The organism is Pleurocapsa sp. PCC 7327, assembly GCF_000317025.1.
In the GTDB taxonomy this organism is placed as follows: Bacteria; Cyanobacteriota; Cyanobacteriia; order Cyanobacteriales; family Microcystaceae; genus Hydrococcus.
In genome coordinates this window covers 4253987-4272746 of the sequence record NC_019689.1, presented here as the reverse complement: position 1 = coordinate 4272746, position 18760 = coordinate 4253987, and the positions used below count along the sequence as shown (strand labels likewise).

Sequence of the window (18760 nt, the reverse complement as noted above, 5' to 3'; positions counted from 1 at the left end):
CTAATGACCAATGACCCAATCTAGACTTCTTCTTCCTCTAGGTCTTCTGCCGTGAGGGATTCGTAGGTGGGACGGCTGGGGGTGCGTCGGCTGAAATCTGCCATCAAATCGACTTCCACATCCTGAGTGCCATCTTCTGTCGTTTCTACCTTGTGAACGGCAATATCTAATCCTAAGGACTGCAATTCTCTCATCAATACTTTGAAGGATTCTGGCGTTCCCGGACGAGGAATGGGCTTGCCTTTGACGATCGCGTTGAGCGCTTCGTTGCGTCCTTGCATGTCATCTGACTTCACGGTCAGCAATTCTTGCAGGGTATAGGCAGCGCCATAAGCTTCCAGCGCCCAGACTTCCATTTCTCCGAATCGCTGCCCGCCTTGTTGCGCTTTTCCGCCCAGCGGTTGTTGCGTGACCAGCGAGTAAGGTCCGGTCGAACGGGCATGAATCTTGTCGTCTACCAAGTGAACTAGCTTCAACATATATGCCTGACCGACCGTGACCGGGCGATCGAAAGGTTCTCCCGTGCGACCGTCATACACTTGAATTTTGCCGGGATGTTCGGCGTTGTAAATCCAATTTTTTCCGGGTTTGGCTGCGGCATCCTGTAGCAAACCATGTACGGTATGGCGGGATGCTTCTTCTCCATACATTTCGTCGAAGGGAGTCACCTTAAACCGCATGCCCAGGTTTTCTCCTGCCCATCCCAGCAAACATTCAAACACTTGTCCAACGTTCATGCGCGAGGGAACCCCCAAGGGATTGAGTACGATATCGACCGGACGACCGTCTGGCAAATAAGGCATATCTTCAATGGGGAGAATGCGGGAAATAATCCCTTTATTCCCGTGGCGACCCGCCATTTTGTCTCCCACCTGAATTTTCCGTTTCTGAGCCACGTATACCCGCACGACCATATTGGCTCCTGGCGGCAATTCGTCGCCTTGTTCGCGAGTGAAGACGCGGACATCTAATACCCGACCTTTCTCGCCGTTGGGCACGCGCAACGAGTTATCGCGCACGTCGCGAGCTTTTTCGCCGAAGATTGCCCGCAGTAACTTTTCTTCTGGCGGTTGGTCGGATTCCCCTTTAGGAGTGACTTTCCCTACCAAGATGTCGCCCGCTTCAACCCAAGCACCGGTACGAATGATTCCCCGTTCGTCTAAGTTTCTCAGAGCATCTTCGCCGACGTTGGGAATTTCCCGCGTGATCTCTTCGGGTCCCAATTTCGTTTGTCGGGCTTCGATTTCGTATTTTTCGACGTGGATGCTGGTGTAAACGTCGTCGTATACTAGTCGTTCGCTGATTAGAATGGCATCTTCGTAGTTATAGCCTTCCCACGGCATATACGCTACCAGAATATTTTGTCCCAGAGCAAGTTCGCCGCCTTCTGTAGCGGAACCGTCAGCCAGCACTTGTCCCGGCACGACATCTTCGCCGATATAAACGAGGGGACGCTGGTTCAAACAAGTATCCTGGTTGGAGCGCTCGTACTTCTGCAAGCGATAGACGATCTCATGTCCTGTCTCGTTGACTCGAACTTTAATCTGGGTTGCGTCCACGTGGGTTACTTTACCCTCATGGCGAGAGACGACTACCATCCCCGAATCGCGAGCGGCTTGCGCTTCCAGTCCCGTCCCAACTAAAGGACGTTCTGGTTTGAGCAAGGGTACGGCTTGACGCTGCATGTTCGATCCCATAAGAGCGCGGTTGGCATCGTCATGTTCCAAGAAGGGAATTAATGAGGTAGCCACCGAGACGATCTGGACGGGGGAAACGGCAACGTAGTCCACTTGGTCTGGCGTTGTGGTCGAGAATTCTTGACGGTAGCGAACGGGAACGGTTTCGCCGAGGATGTTGCCCTCGGCATCGGTCGGTACGTCTCCCGGCGCGACTTGTAAGTCGTCTTCTTCATCTGCTGTCAGATAAACGGGCGGTAAATCCCGTCTGACGCGTTTGTTTTCGACTTGGTAATAGGGTGTTTCGATGAAGCCATATTGGTTGATGCGGGCATAGGTTGCCAAGGAGCCGATCAAGCCAGCATTGGGACCTTCTGGCGTTTCTACCGGACAGATGCGACCGTAGTGAGAGGGATGAATATCGCGCACCGCAAATCCAGCGCGTTCGCGGGTCAGTCCTCCGGGACCGAGAGCCGACAAGCGCCGCTTGTGGGTTAACTCGGCTAAGGGATTGGTCTGATCCATGAACTGAGACAACTGGGAGGAGCCAAAGAACTCTTTAATCGCAGCGACGAGCGGCTTAGGGTTAACGAGGGAAGCTGGGGTGAGTTTATCGGCTTCGCTGACCGTCATCCGCTCGCGAATGATACGCTCCAAGCGATTGAGTCCCACTCGAACTTGGTTTTGCAAGAGTTCGCCGACCGATCGCACGCGGCGGTTGCCCAAGTGGTCGATATCGTCGGTGTTGCCCGTATCGAACTCCAGGTTGATCAGGTAGTCGATCGCTGCCAAAATATCGGTAGGCGTTAGTACTCGTAACGTATCTGGCACGTTGAGGCGCAATTTCCGATTGAGCTTGTAGCGTCCTACCCGTCCGAGATCGTAGCGTTTGGGATCGAAGAAGCGAGAATCGAGTAACTGCTGACCGCCACTGACGGTTGGCGGCTCGCCGGGACGCAGTTTGCGGTACAGTTCTAGAAGTGCTTCTTCTTCGCTGGGGTTGCCTTCTTTATCGAGCGTCTTTTGATAGTATTCTGGGTGGCGCAAGGTATCGATAATTTCGTTATCGCTCAATCCGATCGCTTTGAGCAACACTTGAGCCGACAGTTTCCGAGTTTTGTCGATCCGTACCCAGACTAAACCGTTTTTGTCGGTTTCAAATTTCAGCCAAGCGCCCCGGTTGGGAATGAGCGAGGCAGAGTAGGTGCGACGACCGTTCTTATCGGTTTCTGCCTTGTAATATACCCCTGGGGAACGCACGATTTGGTTGACAATAACTCGCTCTGCCCCGTTAATAATAAAAGTCCCCCGTTCGGTCATCAAGGGCAGGTCGCCGATGAAGACCTCTTGGTCGATCATGTCTCCCGTCTCTTTGTTAATCAAGCGAGTGGGAACGTACATTTGCACCGAGTAAGTACTATCTCGACGCTTAGCTTCATCGACGCTGTATTTGGGTTCTTTGAGTTTGTAGTCGGAACCGATGAAATGCAGCTCCAACTTGCCTGTATAGTCGGTAATGGGAGAGAAGCTATCGAGTTCCTCGATCAATCCTTCTTCAAGAAACCAACGAAAGCTGGCGTGTTGAATTTCGATGAGGTCGGGTAGCAGGTTGTAGGTTAGATTCGTCATCGCTGTCCGTACTTGCGCTAAGAAATGTAGAAGAATTGGAAAAATCCTATTAACAACATTTAGTAATCAGTTAGCGCGCTAACTGATTACTGATTCTTAATTACTGATTGCTGATTGCTGATTCGGTCATTCCCTAGTTGGGGGTAGTGGGGTAGTTATGTCTATTTGGCGATCGCGGTCGTTCTGGCATCGATAGGTTCCACTAATGATAGACCAAAAAGTCGGCAGGCATTTTCCGTCGTCTGTTCGGCGAGGGTTTCTAAGGAGACGTTGCGCAAATTGGCAACGGATTCTGCCACGTAACGAACGTAGGCAGGTTCGTTTCTTTTTCCTCGCTTGGGAGTGGGGGCGAGAAAGGGACAGTCAGTTTCGACGAGCAAGCGATCGCTCGGCACCATCTTAGCTGACTCCTGGATGTCCCGTGCGTTTTTAAAGGTCACGATGCCGCTAAAACTTATATAGAGTCCCAAGTCTAAAAACCATTGCGTTTCTTCTTTCGTGCCGCCCCAACAGTGCATCACTCCCTCTACCGAACCGCATCGCTGCCAGAAATCCTGCAAGAATTCTCGCAGGACTGCCGCTGCGTCCCGACAGTGGATGATAACTGGCTTACCTAGTTGTTTGGCAATTGTCAGTTGCGCTTCTAAGGCTTCTTTTTGCAGGACTTCGTTGTTGGCTTTGTAGAAATCCAGTCCCGTTTCTCCGATAGCGACGACTCGCTTATCCGAACTGGCAAGCGTTAAAATTTCCTCTGCCATCGATCGCGTCCACTTGTGAACATCTAGGGGATGCAAGCCAACGGCGAACGAGAGTTCGAGGAAGCGATCGGCTAGGACTTTTATACTAGCAAATTCTCCCGGTTCTACGCAGGAATGAACGAGCCGAACAACTTGTGCCTCTCGCCATCGCGATCGCAGGGCATCGAGTTCCCCTGCAAAAACATCAAAGTTGAGGTGGACGTGGGTATCGATTAGCTGCATCTAATCCTCCCGGCGAGACGTTTTGCTCGTATCGTCCTCCTGAGAGCTAACTGAGCCGCAATTCCCCGCAATCTAACCTCCCTTGAGAAAGTTTGGCAGTTTTGTGTTAGCTGGTCAACTCGCTTGTGTCCCGCCTAGGAAGCCGTTGCAACTTGCGCCAGAACTTTCGCCAAACGAGCTTTTTTGCGAGCGCCATTGTTGCGATGCAGGACTCGACGCTTTACTGCCTTATCTATCTTACTGTAAGCTTCTGACATTGCCTTTTGAACCACTTGTTGAGTTTCGGGACTGGGGTTGGCAGCATAGTCCTCTACAGCCTTAAAATATTTTTTCATTAGGGTTTTGACCGCCGACTTATAAGCTTTATTGCGCAGGCGGTTGCGTTCGGCGATTTGGATGCGCTTGATAGCAGACTTCGTATTAGCCACAGTTGTCTTATAAAATCGTTTGGGTAGACGGAAACAATAGAATAGGACATATCATTATAACAACAAGAGCCATTGATTTTCAATTAATCTGGAAGAAAGAAGTTTCTTTCTTCATAAAGCGAGCGAGTAAAAATCCAAGTTAAGCTATTAGGTGTGAGTTTTGCGAGCAAGGGTCTCGCCAAACTTACGCGGATAGTAGCTACTGCGGGCATTTAGACTCCATGCTGCGAATCATTACCGGGCAAGCCGAAGCACGAACAGAACTGCGGAGAATCAGCGATCGCGCTCGCGACGACGAGATTCGCTCCAAAGAGGCGTTGGTTAGAGAAATCCTCGAAACCGTGAGATTGCAAGGCGATCGAGCGATTTTAGACTATGCTGACAAGTTGGAGCAGCGTCCGCTGGAATTGCAGCGATTGCGCTTAAGCGGCTCGGTACTCGATGCTGCCTATCAACAAATTCCCAAAGAATTGCTCGATGCCATTAAGTTGGCTTGTCGCCAACTCGAAGAATTTTATCGCCAGCGAGTCCCCAAATCCTGGGTGCAATTTCGCGAGGACGACGTTGCCTGGGGCAAGCGCTATCTACCTGTCCAACGAGCGGGACTCTACGTACCAGGAGGCACGACTCCATCTCTGAGTACCGTTCTAATGCAAGCGATCCCCGCCAAGGCAATTAACGTGGAACAGATTGTCATGGTTACGCCGCCAGACGCTCAACAGAGAATCGATCCGAGAATTTTAGTAGCCGCTCAAGAAGCGGGAGTGACGGAGATTTATTGCATTGGCGGCGCTGCTGCGATCGCGGCTTTGGCGTTTGGCACGGAAACCATCCCTAAGGTAGAAGTCATTACCGGACCGGGAGATATTTACGTCACGCTGGCGAAGAAAATGGTCTATGGAACGGTGGGGATCGACTTTCCCGCAGGCGTATCGGATTTAATGATTATTGCCGACAGCGAAGCTAACCCCATCCAAGTCGCCGCCGATCTCTTAGCACAAGCCGAACAGGATACCTCGGCTGCCGCCATTCTGCTAACGCCCGATGCTCAATTAGCTGAAATCGTCCAGGAGCAAGTCAGCCAACAACTGCAACACCATCCCCAACGGATTTTTGCCGAAAAAGCGATCGCTCACTATGGATTTATCGCGATCGTCGATAGCTTAGAGGAAGCCGTCGAACTCGCCAACCATTTTGCACCTCAGTATCTCGCCCTACAAGTCAGCGATCCCTGGGAATTATCGAAGCAAATTCGCCATGCTGGAGCCATTTTCTTAGGCAACTCCACTCCAAAAGTAGTGGGCGATTATCTGGGCGGTTCTTCTGCCATTCTTCCCACCTCTGGAACGGCTCGCTATGCGTCTACGGTAGGAGTTGAAACGTTTATGAAGCAGGCGAATATGATCGAATACTCTCCCGCTGCGCTCAAAAAAATCTCTAGCGCCTTGCAAATTCTCGCCCAAACCGAAGGATTGCCCGCTGCTGCCGACTCGATTCGACTGCGGATTCTGGATTTTGGGTTTTAGAGATCGAACCGCTTAACAAGCTAGCTCGCTAAGTTATCGATTGGGGTGTAGTTGTTGGCTGACTTGCTCCTGGACGATTTCGGCAACGCCTCAGATGGGAATATCGAAACTTTGCATAAAAGATTGGCGAACGATTCGAGTAAATAATAACTGCGATCGCAAAAACGATCGGTTGTCGAGAGAAAATTAGAAAAACGAGAACGATAATGAAATTCTTGAGGATCGATCGGCGAATTCGGCGAAGGTTTAACTTAGTTGCTTTAATTCTACTCGCAATTCTGGTTGCGCTTATCTGGCGACATTTCCTATCTTCAGAGTCAGTCAATCTGAGGGCAACCAAACCAGTAGAGATCGCTCAAACTAACGAACCAATCCAACCAATTCCAATCGCGATCGCGATTGACAGCGCTAAAGTCGCATTAGGAGAGAAATTATTTCAGGACGTGCGTCTTTCTCAAAATAATCGGGTATCTTGTGTTAGCTGTCATAATCTTAGCCAAGGTGGAGCCGCTCGCCGCTCTCATTCGCCTGGAATTGATGGTGCTAAAACGAAAGTGAATACCCCGACCGTTTTTAATGTCCGTTTCAACTTTCGATTTAATTGGGATGGAGAATTCGAGCGTCTTTTCGATCATCTCGATGCGCTGATGACCAACCCAAAGGTGATGGATACCCAATGGCAAAAAGCCATTGAATCGTTCCAAAATACGCCAGAATACGCGCGGTCGTTTAACCAAATTTATCCCGATGGCGTGACGCAAACTAATATTAAAGATGCGATCGTCGCTTACGAATTATCCCTTAACACGCCCAACTCTCGTTTCGATCGCTTTTTGAGTGGCAATAAACAGGCGCTAACCGCAGCAGAACAAGAAGGTTATCGACTTTTTAAAGCCTATGGCTGCGTAAGCTGTCATCAAGGGGTAAATGTTGGGGGGAATATGTTTCAACCCTTTGGCGCGATCGGAAACTATTTTGCCGATCGCGGTAACATAACTAAAGCCGACTACGGACGTTATAACATTACCAAAAATGAAGCCGATCGCTACGTGTTTCGAGTTCCTAGCTTGCGGAACGTTGCTTTAACTCCGCCTTACTTTCACGATGGGTCTGCCGAAACCTTAGAAGGGGCGATCGCAATTATGACCAAATATCAACTCGGTCGCCCGCTTTCCCAAGAACAGATCGATCTCATCGCTCAGTTCTTACGCACCCTTAACGGAGTATATCAAGGTAAAGCGCTATGAGTCGCAGCATTCTAGCCACATTCCCGTCAAAACTCTTTAAAAAACGAGATTACGCGCAAACGTTTTTATCCTTGAGCGGTTATCTTTTACCGGGGATAGTGCTGGTGTTGGGATTTTTGTGGGTCAAGTCTGCCGAGATCGATGTCGATCGCCACAGTGAGTATCTCGCGAACTTACGCCAAATGCAACAATTAGATGCCCGCATCGATCGCAATGTTTTGCAAACACGAGATGGTCTTCTAACACATTACGATCCAATTGTCAACGATTTAGCAAAACTCAAGCAATTACAAACCGATCTCAAGCAAATGCCTAGCTTTGTTAGCGCAGAAGGACGCAAAGAACTCGATCGCCTCCTGCAAACTTACACGAATATTTCGCAGAAGCGGGAAGAATCGATTTTAAAATTTCAAACGCAAAATGCGGTTTTACTCAACTCCCTAAGCTATTTTCCCGTTGCGATCGCCGATTTAACCGAGAAAGAACCAACTCAAGCAACCCGTTTAAATGCGCTACTCAGAGACATCTTGCTATTTAATCTCTCAACCGATACAGCCTTAGTAGATCGAATAAATAGCGAAATTCAACAGATTCTCGCCACATCAAAGCCAAATAATGCCGATGTCGATATGGCAATGACCCATGCAAAAATAATTCTCAACCGACGCGCTCGGGTCAACGATTTAGTCGCGCTCGTTATGGAATTGCCCGCCTCACAGAGCATCGAAGAATTAGCGATCGCATATAATCGCTATTATCAACAAGCGATCGACGCAACTAATAACTATCGACTCTGGTTTTACTTGCTATCGATTGTCCTGTTGGCTGGCATTTCTGCTTGGATCGTGCTGAAAATTAGAGCCTATGCCGCAGCTACCGAGCAAGCAGAAGAGAAATATCGCAGTATTTTTGAAAACTCTGTGACGGGGATCTTTCAGAGTACGCCTGAAGGTCGTTTTTTGAGCACCAATCCCAGACTAGCAGAGATTTATGGCTGTGAATCCGTTTCATCCTTACTCGAAAACGTGACGGATATCGAACGACAGATCTATATTTTGCCAGAGCGACGACAAGAGTTAGTTGGCTTAATGCAAGAGAAAGGCGCGGTAGAAAATTTTGAATCGCAAGTTTATCGGCAGGATGGCACGACGATCTGGATTTCCGAAAATACCCGTAGCGTGCGCGATTGCAGTGGCGAGTTACTCTATTACGAAGGCACCGTCACCGATATCAGCGATCGCAAACAAGCAGAAGCAGCGCTCAAAGAAGCAAAACTGATAGCAGAATCTGCCAACCGCACCAAGAGTCAATTTCTGGCAAATATGAGCCACGAACTGCGTACCCCCCTTAACGTCGTTCTTGGCTTTACCCAACTCATGGCACGCGATCGCCTGCTCTCCACCCAACAGCAAGACTATTTAGGCACGATTACTCGTAGCGGCGAACATTTGCTGGAATTGATTAACGACGTGTTGGAAATGTCCAAAATCGAAGCGGGACAAACACGCTTAAACGAAACCAACTTCGACCTTTATTACCTAATCGACACCTTAGAAGAAATGTGGCGACCCAAAGCCATTTCTGGGGGCATCCAATTAATCGTAGAGCGACAACCAGACATCCCTCAATACGTCCAAACCGACGAAAGTAAATTACGCCAAGTCTTAATGAACCTGCTCTCCAACGCGATCAAATTCACCCAAAAGGGAAGCGTAACGCTGCGCGTGTCATTAGTCGAACAAGCGACAAGTGACAAAGGACAAGTGACCATTCAATTCGAGGTCGAAGACACAGGATCGGGCATCGCTCCAGAGGAATTGACAACCCTGTTTAATGCCTTCGTGCAAACCGAAACGGGTCGCCGTTCCCAGCAAGGAACCGGACTCGGTTTGGCGATAAGCCGAGAATTCGTGCAGTTGATGGGCGGAGATATCACCTTAGAAACGCAAGTAGGAAAAGGAACCAAGTTCCAGTTTAATATTCCCATCGCGAGCGCAGATGCGATCGAAAGATCTCCCAAACAGCGCCATCGGCGAGTTATAGGATTAGCGCCCGACCAACCGCGCTATCGCTTGTTGCTGGTGGAAGATCGCTGGGAAAATCGCCAGTTGTTGCTCAAAATGTTAGAACCGCTAGGGTTTGAAGTTAAAGAAGCTAGCAACGGTCAAGAAGCGATCGCCCAATGGGAAGCTTTTGAACCCCATTTAATTTGGATGGATCTGCGTATGCCAGTCATGGATGGCCATGAAGCGACCAAACAGATTAAATCCCATCTCAAAGGGCAAGCGACGGTGATTATCGCCCTTACTGCCAGCGTTTTTGAGGAGGAGCGCGTTGTTGCTCTATCTGCGGGTTGCGATGATTTTGTTCGCAAACCATTCCGAGAAGAGGAGATTTTTGAGAAAATGGCGCATTATTTGGGCGTGCGTTATATTTACGAACCGCTTGTCCCAGTTTCTAAAGCGGAAGCGACGCAATCTCAAATCGATCGCGAACTGCTCGATGCGATGCCTGTAGAGTGGCGAGAACAACTGCACCAAGCCGCTACTCAAGTCGATGCCGAGGAAATTGTTCGGTTAATTCAGCAAATTCCGCCCGAATATGATAGCCTTATTCTTGCTCTCGCCGATCTGGTCGATGGCTATCGGTTCGATCGCATCGTTGCATTAACTCAACCTTCAGCCTAAATTGAGGAAGGACAGTACACGAGATGAATCCCGATACCGCACCCAAAGGCAATATTCTTATTGTGGACGACACGCCCGATAATCTGCGTTTGCTATCGTCTGTGCTAACCGATAGCGGTTACAAAGTTCGCTGTGCCATTGATGGAGCGATGGCATTGATGGGAGCGCAAGCGGCTCCTCCCGACCTGATTATGCTTGATATCAAAATGCCGCAGATAGACGGCTATGAGGTATGCCAGCAATTGAAAGCGGACGATCGCACCCGCGAGATCCCTATTATTTTTATCAGCGCTCTCGATGAAGTACTCGATAAAGTCAAAGCATTTACGAGCGGCGGCGTAGACTACATTCAAAAGCCTTTCCAGATCGAAGAAGTTTTAGCTCGACTGGAAAATCAACTCGCGATCCGACGGTTGCAAATACAACTACAGACACAAAATCATCAGTTACAGCAAACGCAAAGCGAACTCCTGCAAGCCTTAGAACAAGAGCGATCGCTCAAACAACGCATTGAAGAGATGGCGGCAATTGAAGAACGCAACCGCATTGCTCGCGACATTCACGACTCCCTCGGACATGCCTTGACTGCGCTAAACATTCAGTTACAAGCAGTTGCAACCCTGTTATATAGCGATGTAGAGCAAGCCGCGTCTTTTCTGGCTCAGGCGCAACGCCTCGGCACGACTGCCATGCATGAGGTGCGGAAATCGGTGAGCGCGCTTCGCGAAGATGAAGAAACCGAACAGCCGCTACAAGATGCGATCGCATCTTTAGCAGAAGAGTTTCGACAAGCCACTGGTATTGTTACCACCACCCACGTTCGACTAATAGAACCCGTTCCGACTTTTGCCGCTAAAACCCTTTACCGAGCCGTACAAGAAGCCTTGACAAATGTTTTCAAATATGCAGACGCTACTCAAGTGCAAATTCAGTTAGCGACGACAGGCGATCGCGTCTGTCTTACCTTTCACGACAATGGTAAAGGGTTTAATTGTAACCAGCAAACCAGCGGATTTGGGCTGCAAGGAATGCAAGAACGAGTCGCTGCCCTCAATGGCAATTTTCGCCTAACATCACAGCCAGGAGCGGGTTGTCAGATCGAAATTGAAATCCCTTTATCGGAGGTGCTATCTTGATTCGTTTATTACTAGTGGACGATCAAAGTTTAATTTGTCAGGGGTTACAAGCGTTACTCGGCGAGGAACCCGATTTAGAAGTGGTAGGATGCGCCGAAAATGGGCAAGTTGCTCTTGATGCGATCGCGTCTTTACAGCCTGACGTGGTGCTGATGGATATCCGAATGCCTATCATGACGGGCATAGAAGCTACTCGGCTCATCAAAGAGCAGTTTCCAGACATCAAAGTTTTAGTGCTGAGTACCTTTGACGACGATCGCGACATTGCTCAATCGATGCGGGCAGGTGCCAAAGGCTATTTACTCAAAGATATGCCAGCCCCCGAACTGGCAGACGCGATTCGTTTTGTGCATCGCGGCTACAGCCAAATGGCTCCAGGATTGATGGAAAAGTTAGTGATGAGAGTTCCTGACTCAAATGAGGCAGAGGCTCAAAGCATACCAGAGGAATTAGTTCAGTTACCGCCGAGAGAAAGAGATGTCTTGCGTTTAATTGGACAAGGTTGCACAAACCGCGAAATTGCTACTCAACTGCATCTTGCAGAAGGGACGATCAAAACCTACGTTACTCACTTATTAAACCGTTTGACGTTCAAAAACCGTTCTCAACTAGCCATTTATGCTAATGCGATCGCTTCGTCTTTAAATAGTTAAGTTAACAAGTTTCTAATTAGAACGTGCAATCGGCTTAACTTTGTTAAGTTGCAGTAGTTTTGTGCGATCGCGATCGACAACCGATTTAAGCCATTTCACTTAGCGCCTCAACGAAAGTAAGTAGCAATTTAATCTACTTCGTCGATCTCATTCAAGACGTTTTTTAGATGTTTTTTAAGGGTGAAATCTCTACGATAAAGACAGTTAAGAAAGATATTTGAGGAGCGCGGGGTTTTCCTAACATCCTCAAATATCAATACCAGCAACCCGATAAAACAACTGGAGATAAAACAATGAAACTTTATTTTCTCGGCTTGTCCTATCACTGTTTTCCGCTTTCCATTGACACCATTAATTCTGGAATTACTGGAAAGTTTCGCGGAGGTACTTACAAAATTCGCTGTCCTATTGTTGCTAGTCCTTTAACTGTAAAAAAACTCAAATATCGCGGCATAGCTTATTAACTTAACTCTATTTTCTAACGCTGAATAAGTCTTTTTCAAAAATCAGTATTGCTGAATGGGTAATGATTTTAAATCAACATCATACAAAACAATAGGATTTCTAGATTACATATCTGCGCACATATCATTACTTTTCAGCAACACCTAGTTTTTAAGCCAGTCAAGTTCGGCACTGAGATAATACCAAATAACGAGTTAACCTTCCAAGTATGCGATCGCAAGCCGGGAAATGAACCGGAACTTTCTGCTTAATCATCCATCTAGAGGTGTTATACAAAAAATTTTTCTATAATTCTTCCAGTATCTCAATCCAACGGGCAAAACCTTGAATAATCTTATTGACATTGCAAATCGATTCAAGCCGCAGGGGAAAGTTATCGATATCCAGGAATTTGGGCATGGCAATATCAATAGCACTTTTTTGGTAATCCTAGATTCCCCACAAGAAAAACACTTTATCCTGCAACGCATCAACACGCAAGTGTTTCGTCAACCAGAACTCGTTATGCAGAACATGAGTACCTTTACCCAGCATGTTCGCGATCGCTTGCAACGCGCCCCTCTCGGCGGCGGACGACGCTGGGAGGTGCCGCGAGTCCTCCTGACGCAGGATGCTCAAGATTACTGGATTGATTCTAAGGGATCGTTCTGGCGGGCAATTAGTTTTATTGAAGCTGCGCAGTCTTTTGACACCATTAAAGATAGCAAACACGCCCGCGAAGTCGGCTATGCACTCGCTACATTTCATAACCTGATCGGCGATTTGCCCATCGAAAAATTGGTTGACACATTAGAAGGGTTTCACATTACATCGCGCTACCTTCAGCATTATGAAAAGGTCGAGACTTTACATGTAAGGTCTCCACAAACCAGCGCGAATCAACCTAGAGAAGTGGAGTATTGTTTGCAGTTTGTTCGCGATCGCAAAGCTTGGGCGCACGTCCTCGAAAATGCCCAAGCGAAAGGACATCTGCGCCTGCGTCCCATCCATGGCGACCCGAAGGTTAACAATGTCATGATCGACACTACCACCGGGCATGCCATTAGTCTGATCGACCTCGACACCGTTAAACCTGGCTTAGTTCATTATGATATCGGAGATTGCTTGCGATCGGGCTGCAACCCTTTAGGAGAAGAAACCGAACAGTGGGAGATGGTGCGTTTCGACACCGACATTTGCCAGTCCATCCTGCAAGGCTATCTCTCCGTGGCAAAAGATTTCCTCACCGAAAATGACTATGAATATCTGTACGACGCAATTCGCCTGATTGCTTTCGAGTTAGGGCTGAGATTTTTCACCGATTATTTAGAAGGGAATGTCTACTTTAAGGTTAAGTATCCAGAACACAATCTTGCTAGGGCACTCGTACAATTTAAGCTCACCGAGAGTATCGAATCTCAGGAAGCCACCATTGGCAACATTATTCAGGCAACGCGATGAACGAGCAAAGTTTTTCCTTGCAGCCATTTGGCTTAAACCCGCTGCCCGATTTAAAGATTAACGGCAGCATTGCCCGAAATGCGAATAGATTGACCGTTCGCTATGCACTTCTCGGCGATTTAGCCAAAATTATCATTCCCGCGATCGCGGATTTGCCAGCCCGCAAGCACGAACTTTGGCAAGAAACTTGTTTCGAGTTCTTCCTTGGCATTGAGAATTCAACCCGTTATTGGGAGTTTAACCTTTCGCCAGCAGGACATTGGAATGTTTATTGCTTTGACGATTATCGGCAAGGGATGCAAGAGGAACTTGCCATTGCGTCTCTGCCGTTTAGCGTCCAGCGTCAAGCGAGTGCTTTGCTGCTGACTTTAGAACTCGATTTGAATGAGTGTATCCTAGCCGATCGAACCCTAGACGTTGCCGTTACTGCCGTCGTCAAATCTAAAGACGAGGATGTTACTTACTGGGCGTTGAGTCATCGCGGTTCGCAAGCAGACTTTCATCGGCGAGACAGTTTTATTATCAAATTGTGAGAAGGTGTTGTTGTCGTTCGAGTTGGGATGCGATCGCGTTTAGATAGTTCTTTGGATTCGCATCCACTTTGCGATCGCAGACAATACTAATGAGAGCATTTTCTGGAAGGTTTTTTCTTAATATTTCATCCGGCATCGTTTTTTCCCTATGCTTTACTATTATTAAGCGATGACTATTTTATTAACGTCGCACGAGTCAAAATATCTAGCATCGCTCAAAAGTTTGAGATGCCGCCTATTATCCAAAAGTTATAAATTTATTGCATTAACGTTTACCTTCGAGTTCGGATGCAATCGCTTTATCTTCGGAAGCGGAACTGGTTCTTCATAGATTTTCGGGCTGTTCGCTCCGATATTAAACAATAAGATATATTTATTAATTAATAGCTCAAACCTACTGCATTGCCTTAGCAATTTGATTGGCAACCCTGAAATGGTCGAGGCTGGGAGATTCAATCTCGTCTCTCGTCATTCGTTCGAGTTCGGATGCGATCGCTTTCATAGTTTCAGCACGTCGGCGCATTCTCAGACGCATTCCCTCTGGTTCGGCAGCGATACACTGGGGACAAACATCGCTTATGTATTCGCCGGAATCCCTATAAGCTCTTGCTATGACCTCGGTGGGATAAAAGATACTACCGCATAAGTGGCAATAAGATTTTTCCTCGAAGTCATTACTTTCTATTTGAATCTTCATGAGGTTTTTCTCTACTTTTAGCTAATTACTACTACTTCTTTCGATTCATTAAGATGTAGAGCTATTATTTTTAATTTTATTTTAATCTAAAAAGTATTTTTTCTAACAGTGTAAATCTACCCAGAAGATTCTAAATCTACTGAGTAAAAATACTCTATCAAACAAAATTATACTTCTCGATGCACAAATTACATTTAAAAATGCATCATAGAAATAATGTTAGCTTTAATACAGAATTCAACTTTGTCTAAGAGCTAAATTGAGATTCATATATATTTCTAATTCAGCAAAATCTATATTTTCGCGATCGCGTTAATTTTTTGCAATATAAATTTTAAATTTTTTTCTAAAGCTTCATTTAATTTAGAATTCAGAGAAATATTTTCGTAATATTTAATTTTTAAAGCGATCGCTGTAACAAATTATTTGTACTCAAGACCGAGCAGGCAATAATTAATGGCAAAACCCGATCTTAAAGGCTTTGAAAGAGATCTGGAAGGTTTTATGCCTATCTAAACTATCCCCGTACCCCCCAGGCAAAAAAAAATCTGCAATAAATCTCAAAAGAAACATCGAGTTGATAGAAAGTTCGTAAATTAATAGATCGATCGTTAAAACATAAGCTCAACAAATATTAAAAAAATATTATTTAGATAAAACTTATACAAAATCAAGAGACTGGTCGAACAGAGGTTATTGTACGATTGCAACTAAAGCAGCCGAATACTTATCAAAAGACACGAGCCACATAAACTCTCTAGAACTTCAAAAGAAAGTCTACTGGCAAAAGTACACCTTCTCTACTTTTCTACTTTCGGTTCTTTTTAATTTAGTTAAAGCTCAAGACTCTTAATCTCGCATCCCAATCTCCGTACCTGGAACGCAAAATTAAACACAAGTGCGACAAGAGCCAACAAGAGAATTACATTCATGCTAAATAGCTAGAAAAATGATTACTGTCCGGAATTCAATTCGAGTAGCTGTTGCTACCAAAGGCGGAGGAATCGTCAACGAACACTTCGGTCACGCCAAGGAATTTCAAATTTATGAGGTAAATGACGCACAAGCTACCTTCCTCGAAACTCGCCAGGTCATTCCCTACTGTAAAGGCGGCTATGGCGAACAAAGCGCTATGGACGACATCTTGCAAAAGCTCTCTGATTGTACGGCAGTTCTGGTCTTAAAAATCGGTGCTGGAGCCGAAGAGCGCTTGCGGACAGCAGGAATTGAAGCCGTTCAAGTCTATGACGCAATAGAAACCGCTGTTCTCGACTTCTACGAGCAATGGCATGAAATTAATTCATCCACACCAATACAGGAGGTGCAAGTATGAGTGCGATCGAAGACCATACCCCACCTGTCATCTATCTCGATAACAATGCCACAACTCAAGTAGCTGAGGAAGTTATAGAAGCAATGCTTCCCTACCTAAAAAATTACTATGGCAACCCCTCGAGCATGCATGCCTTTGGCGGACAGGTTAGTAGGCAGGTTAAAGAAGCAAGGGAAAAGGTAGCAGCATTAATTGGCGCAGAAGCGACTGAAATCGTTTTTACAAGCTGTGGAAGTGAAGGGGATAACGCTGCCATTCGCGCTGCATTGGCAGCACTGCCGGATAAGCGCCACATCGTTACGACTCAAGTAGAACATCCGGCAGTTCTTAATCTTTGCAAAAAGCTGGAACAAGAAGGTTACAGCGTTACATATCTTTCAGTAGATCGCAAAGGTCAACTCAACTTAAACGAGCTAAGAGCCTCGCTCAACGATAATACTGCCCTCGTTTCAATTATGTGCGCTAACAATGAAACGGGCAACATTTTCCCCATCGAGCGCATCGGACATATCGTAAAAGAGCGAGGCATTTTATTCCACGTCGATGCGGTGCAAGGAGTTGGAAAAATTCCTTTAAACATGAAAGATAGTACCGTCGATTTCTTGGTGATGTCCGGTCATAAATTTAATGCTCCCAAGGGAATTGGCGCTCTTTATATCCGTAAAGGCGTTCGCTTCCGTCCTTTCCTGATAGGCGGACACCAGGAACGAAGACGAAGAGGTGGAACGGAAAATGTCCCTGGTATCGTTGGGATGGGGAAAGCCGCAGAACTGGCGATCGCGCATCTAAAAGAAGAAAGTACCAGAGTTAGAGCATTGCGCGATCGCCTCGAACAAGGACTACTGACTACCATCCCCGACTGTCAACTCAACGGTCATCACAGTAAACGCTTGCCTAATACTACTAATATTGGTTTCAAATACGTCGAAGGCGAAGCGCTACTGTTAATGCTCGATCGCGAAGGCATTTGCGCCTCTTCCGGTTCCGCCTGTACTTCCGGTTCCTTGGAACCCTCCCACGTCTTGCGTGCAATGGGACTGCCTTACACCCTTCTCCACGGTTCGCTCCGCTTTAGCCTCTCCCGTTACAACAGTGGAGAACAGATCGAGAGAGTGTTGGAAGTCATGCCAACAATTGTAGAACGCCTGCGCTCTATTTCACCTTTTAAGGGCGAGAAAGATGAAGAAAAAGGCTGGCTGAAATCAGTGAGCAACGAACAGTTGGTCACAAAAATGTAGTGCGGGCATCCTGCCCGCCAATGGGATATCCTCCCGCACAACAGGTATTCTGCACACGCGAGCGAGACGCTCGCACTACTTAAGGGGACTGGTAACTGAAAAAATGTGGGATTATAGCGAAAAAGTAATGAATCTATTTTATCATCCCCATAACATCGGAGCGATCGCGCCTGATGAATGCAAAGCGGGAGAAACGATCGCGATAGGCGAGGTGGGGAGTGTTGCTTGTGGAGATGCTTTAAGACTATATCTGAAAATAGATCGAGAAACTGACACTATTCTAGATGCTCGCTTTCAGACCTTTGGCTGTGCCAGCGCGATCGCATCGTCCTCTGCACTCACCGATTTAGTTAAGGGAATGAAGGTAGATGATGCCCTTAAAATTAGCAACCGCGACATTGCTAACTATCTAGACGGTTTGCCCCAGGAAAAGATGCATTGTTCCGTCATGGGACAAGAAGCACTAGAAGCTGCCATTGCCAACTACAAAGGTGTTTCCATCAGACAAGACGAAGATGATGACAGTTCCTTAGTATGTAAATGCTTTGCCGTTAGTCAAGGTCAAATCAAACGAGTCATTCGAGAAAATCACCTGACCACTGCCGAAGAAGTCACCAACTACATCAAAGCAGGTGGCGGATGCGGTTCCTGTTTAGCAGATATAGACGATCTACTAGCAGAAGTTAACGAACAGACACAACAAATAGAAGCTAGTTTCACTCGCTCTCCTTCTCTCTCCAAAGCCTCTGCATCTGTCCCTCTAACTAATTTGCAAAAGATATCTCTCATCCAAGAAATTCTCGATAAAGAAGTGCGTCCGTTTCTTGCTACAGATGGTGGAGATGTAGAATTGTACGACGTTGAAGGAAACCGAGTGCTAGTAATGCTAAAAGGTGCTTGCGATGGTTGTCCGAGCGTGACTGCTACTCTCAAAATGGGAATTGAAGCAAAGTTGCAAGAAAGAGTTTCTCCCGATCTCGTAGTTGAAGCTATTTTGTAAAGTTAAAAGCGATCGTTACATCAGAATAAATACGACATAACTGCGATCGCAATTTTAGAGTCTCAAACATCAAATTTTAAACTATGCATTTC

Annotated in this window: 15 protein-coding genes and 1 pseudogene; 11 read left to right on the top strand and 5 right to left on the bottom strand. The window is 46.8% G+C overall.

From position 1 onward, the window contains the following. Window positions 1-20: 20 nt before the first annotated feature. From rpoB to rpsT, 3 genes are all read right to left on the bottom strand, one after another. A complete protein-coding gene (gene rpoB / locus PLE7327_RS19260) occupies window positions 21-3305 on the bottom strand; it encodes a DNA-directed RNA polymerase subunit beta (RefSeq protein ID WP_015145446.1) in 3285 nt (1094 codons plus the stop codon). Between the two features lie 161 nt (window positions 3306-3466). Beyond that, window positions 3467-4285, bottom strand: a complete 819-nt coding sequence (locus PLE7327_RS19255) for a TatD family hydrolase (RefSeq protein ID WP_015145445.1) — start codon at window positions 4283-4285, stop codon at window positions 3467-3469. Between the two features lie 134 nt (window positions 4286-4419). Then, window positions 4420-4713, bottom strand: coding sequence for a 30S ribosomal protein S20 (rpsT, locus tag PLE7327_RS19250; RefSeq protein WP_015145444.1), 294 nt, complete (start codon window positions 4711-4713; stop codon window positions 4420-4422). Window positions 4714-4934: 221 nt separating this feature from the next. On the opposite strand from rpsT, the gene hisD reads away from it, so the two are divergent. The 8 genes from hisD (at window position 4935) to PLE7327_RS19215 (ending at window position 14400) form a co-directional block, all read left to right on the top strand. Continuing rightward, window positions 4935-6239, top strand: coding sequence for a histidinol dehydrogenase (gene hisD, locus PLE7327_RS19245; protein ID WP_015145443.1), 1305 nt, complete (start codon window positions 4935-4937; stop codon window positions 6237-6239). A gap of 206 nt (window positions 6240-6445) precedes the next feature. Further along, the gene (locus tag PLE7327_RS19240; protein WP_015145442.1) at window positions 6446-7486 is read left to right on the top strand and encodes a cytochrome-c peroxidase; all 1041 of its coding nucleotides are present in this window, start codon (window positions 6446-6448) and stop codon (window positions 7484-7486) included. Then, the gene (locus tag PLE7327_RS19235; RefSeq protein WP_015145441.1) at window positions 7483-10173 is read left to right on the top strand and encodes a DAHL domain-containing protein; all 2691 of its coding nucleotides are present in this window, start codon (window positions 7483-7485) and stop codon (window positions 10171-10173) included. The genes PLE7327_RS19240 and PLE7327_RS19235 overlap by 4 nt, the downstream gene beginning before the upstream one ends. A gap of 23 nt (window positions 10174-10196) precedes the next feature. Further along, the gene (locus PLE7327_RS19230) at window positions 10197-11309 is read left to right on the top strand and encodes a response regulator (protein ID WP_015145440.1); all 1113 of its coding nucleotides are present in this window, start codon (window positions 10197-10199) and stop codon (window positions 11307-11309) included. Then, the gene (locus PLE7327_RS19225) at window positions 11306-11962 is read left to right on the top strand and encodes a response regulator transcription factor (RefSeq protein WP_015145439.1); all 657 of its coding nucleotides are present in this window, start codon (window positions 11306-11308) and stop codon (window positions 11960-11962) included. The genes PLE7327_RS19230 and PLE7327_RS19225 overlap by 4 nt, the downstream gene beginning before the upstream one ends. Before the next feature lie 293 nt (window positions 11963-12255). Then, on the top strand, window positions 12256-12426 hold the full coding sequence (locus PLE7327_RS23730) for a DUF4278 domain-containing protein (protein ID WP_015145438.1): 171 nt from the start codon (window positions 12256-12258) through the stop codon (window positions 12424-12426). Window positions 12427-12751: 325 nt separating this feature from the next. Beyond that, on the top strand, window positions 12752-13867 hold the full coding sequence (locus tag PLE7327_RS19220) for a phosphotransferase enzyme family protein (protein ID WP_015145437.1): 1116 nt from the start codon (window positions 12752-12754) through the stop codon (window positions 13865-13867). Beyond that, entirely contained in the window at window positions 13864-14400 is a 537-nt protein-coding gene (locus PLE7327_RS19215) for a DOMON-like domain-containing protein (protein WP_015145436.1), read from the top strand. The genes PLE7327_RS19220 and PLE7327_RS19215 overlap by 4 nt, the downstream gene beginning before the upstream one ends. Here the strand turns inward: PLE7327_RS19215 and PLE7327_RS24985 are convergent. Beyond that, window positions 14390-14536, bottom strand: coding sequence for a hypothetical protein (locus PLE7327_RS24985; RefSeq protein WP_015145435.1), 147 nt, complete (start codon window positions 14534-14536; stop codon window positions 14390-14392). The genes PLE7327_RS19215 and PLE7327_RS24985 overlap by 11 nt on opposite strands. A 258-nt stretch (window positions 14537-14794) precedes the next feature. Beyond that, window positions 14795-15097: a hypothetical protein gene (locus tag PLE7327_RS19210; protein WP_015145434.1), complete on the bottom strand. Its 303-nt coding sequence runs from the start codon at window positions 15095-15097 to the stop codon at window positions 14795-14797. Between the two features lie 949 nt (window positions 15098-16046). On the opposite strand from PLE7327_RS19210, the gene PLE7327_RS19205 reads away from it, so the two are divergent. The 3 genes and pseudogenes from PLE7327_RS19205 to nifU all read left to right on the top strand — a co-directional run bounded on the left by PLE7327_RS19205 (window position 16047) and on the right by nifU (window position 18668). Continuing rightward, complete coding sequence (locus PLE7327_RS19205; RefSeq protein WP_015145433.1) at window positions 16047-16430, top strand: NifB/NifX family molybdenum-iron cluster-binding protein; 384 nt, start codon at window positions 16047-16049, stop codon at window positions 16428-16430. Continuing rightward, window positions 16427-17661: pseudogene (gene nifS / locus PLE7327_RS19200) on the top strand (cysteine desulfurase NifS); the annotation flags it as partial. The gene PLE7327_RS19205 and the pseudogene nifS, both read left to right, overlap by 4 nt. A 110-nt stretch (window positions 17662-17771) precedes the next feature. Beyond that, on the top strand, window positions 17772-18668 hold the full coding sequence (nifU, locus tag PLE7327_RS19195; RefSeq protein ID WP_015145431.1) for a Fe-S cluster assembly protein NifU: 897 nt from the start codon (window positions 17772-17774) through the stop codon (window positions 18666-18668). Window positions 18669-18760 lie beyond the last annotated feature (92 nt).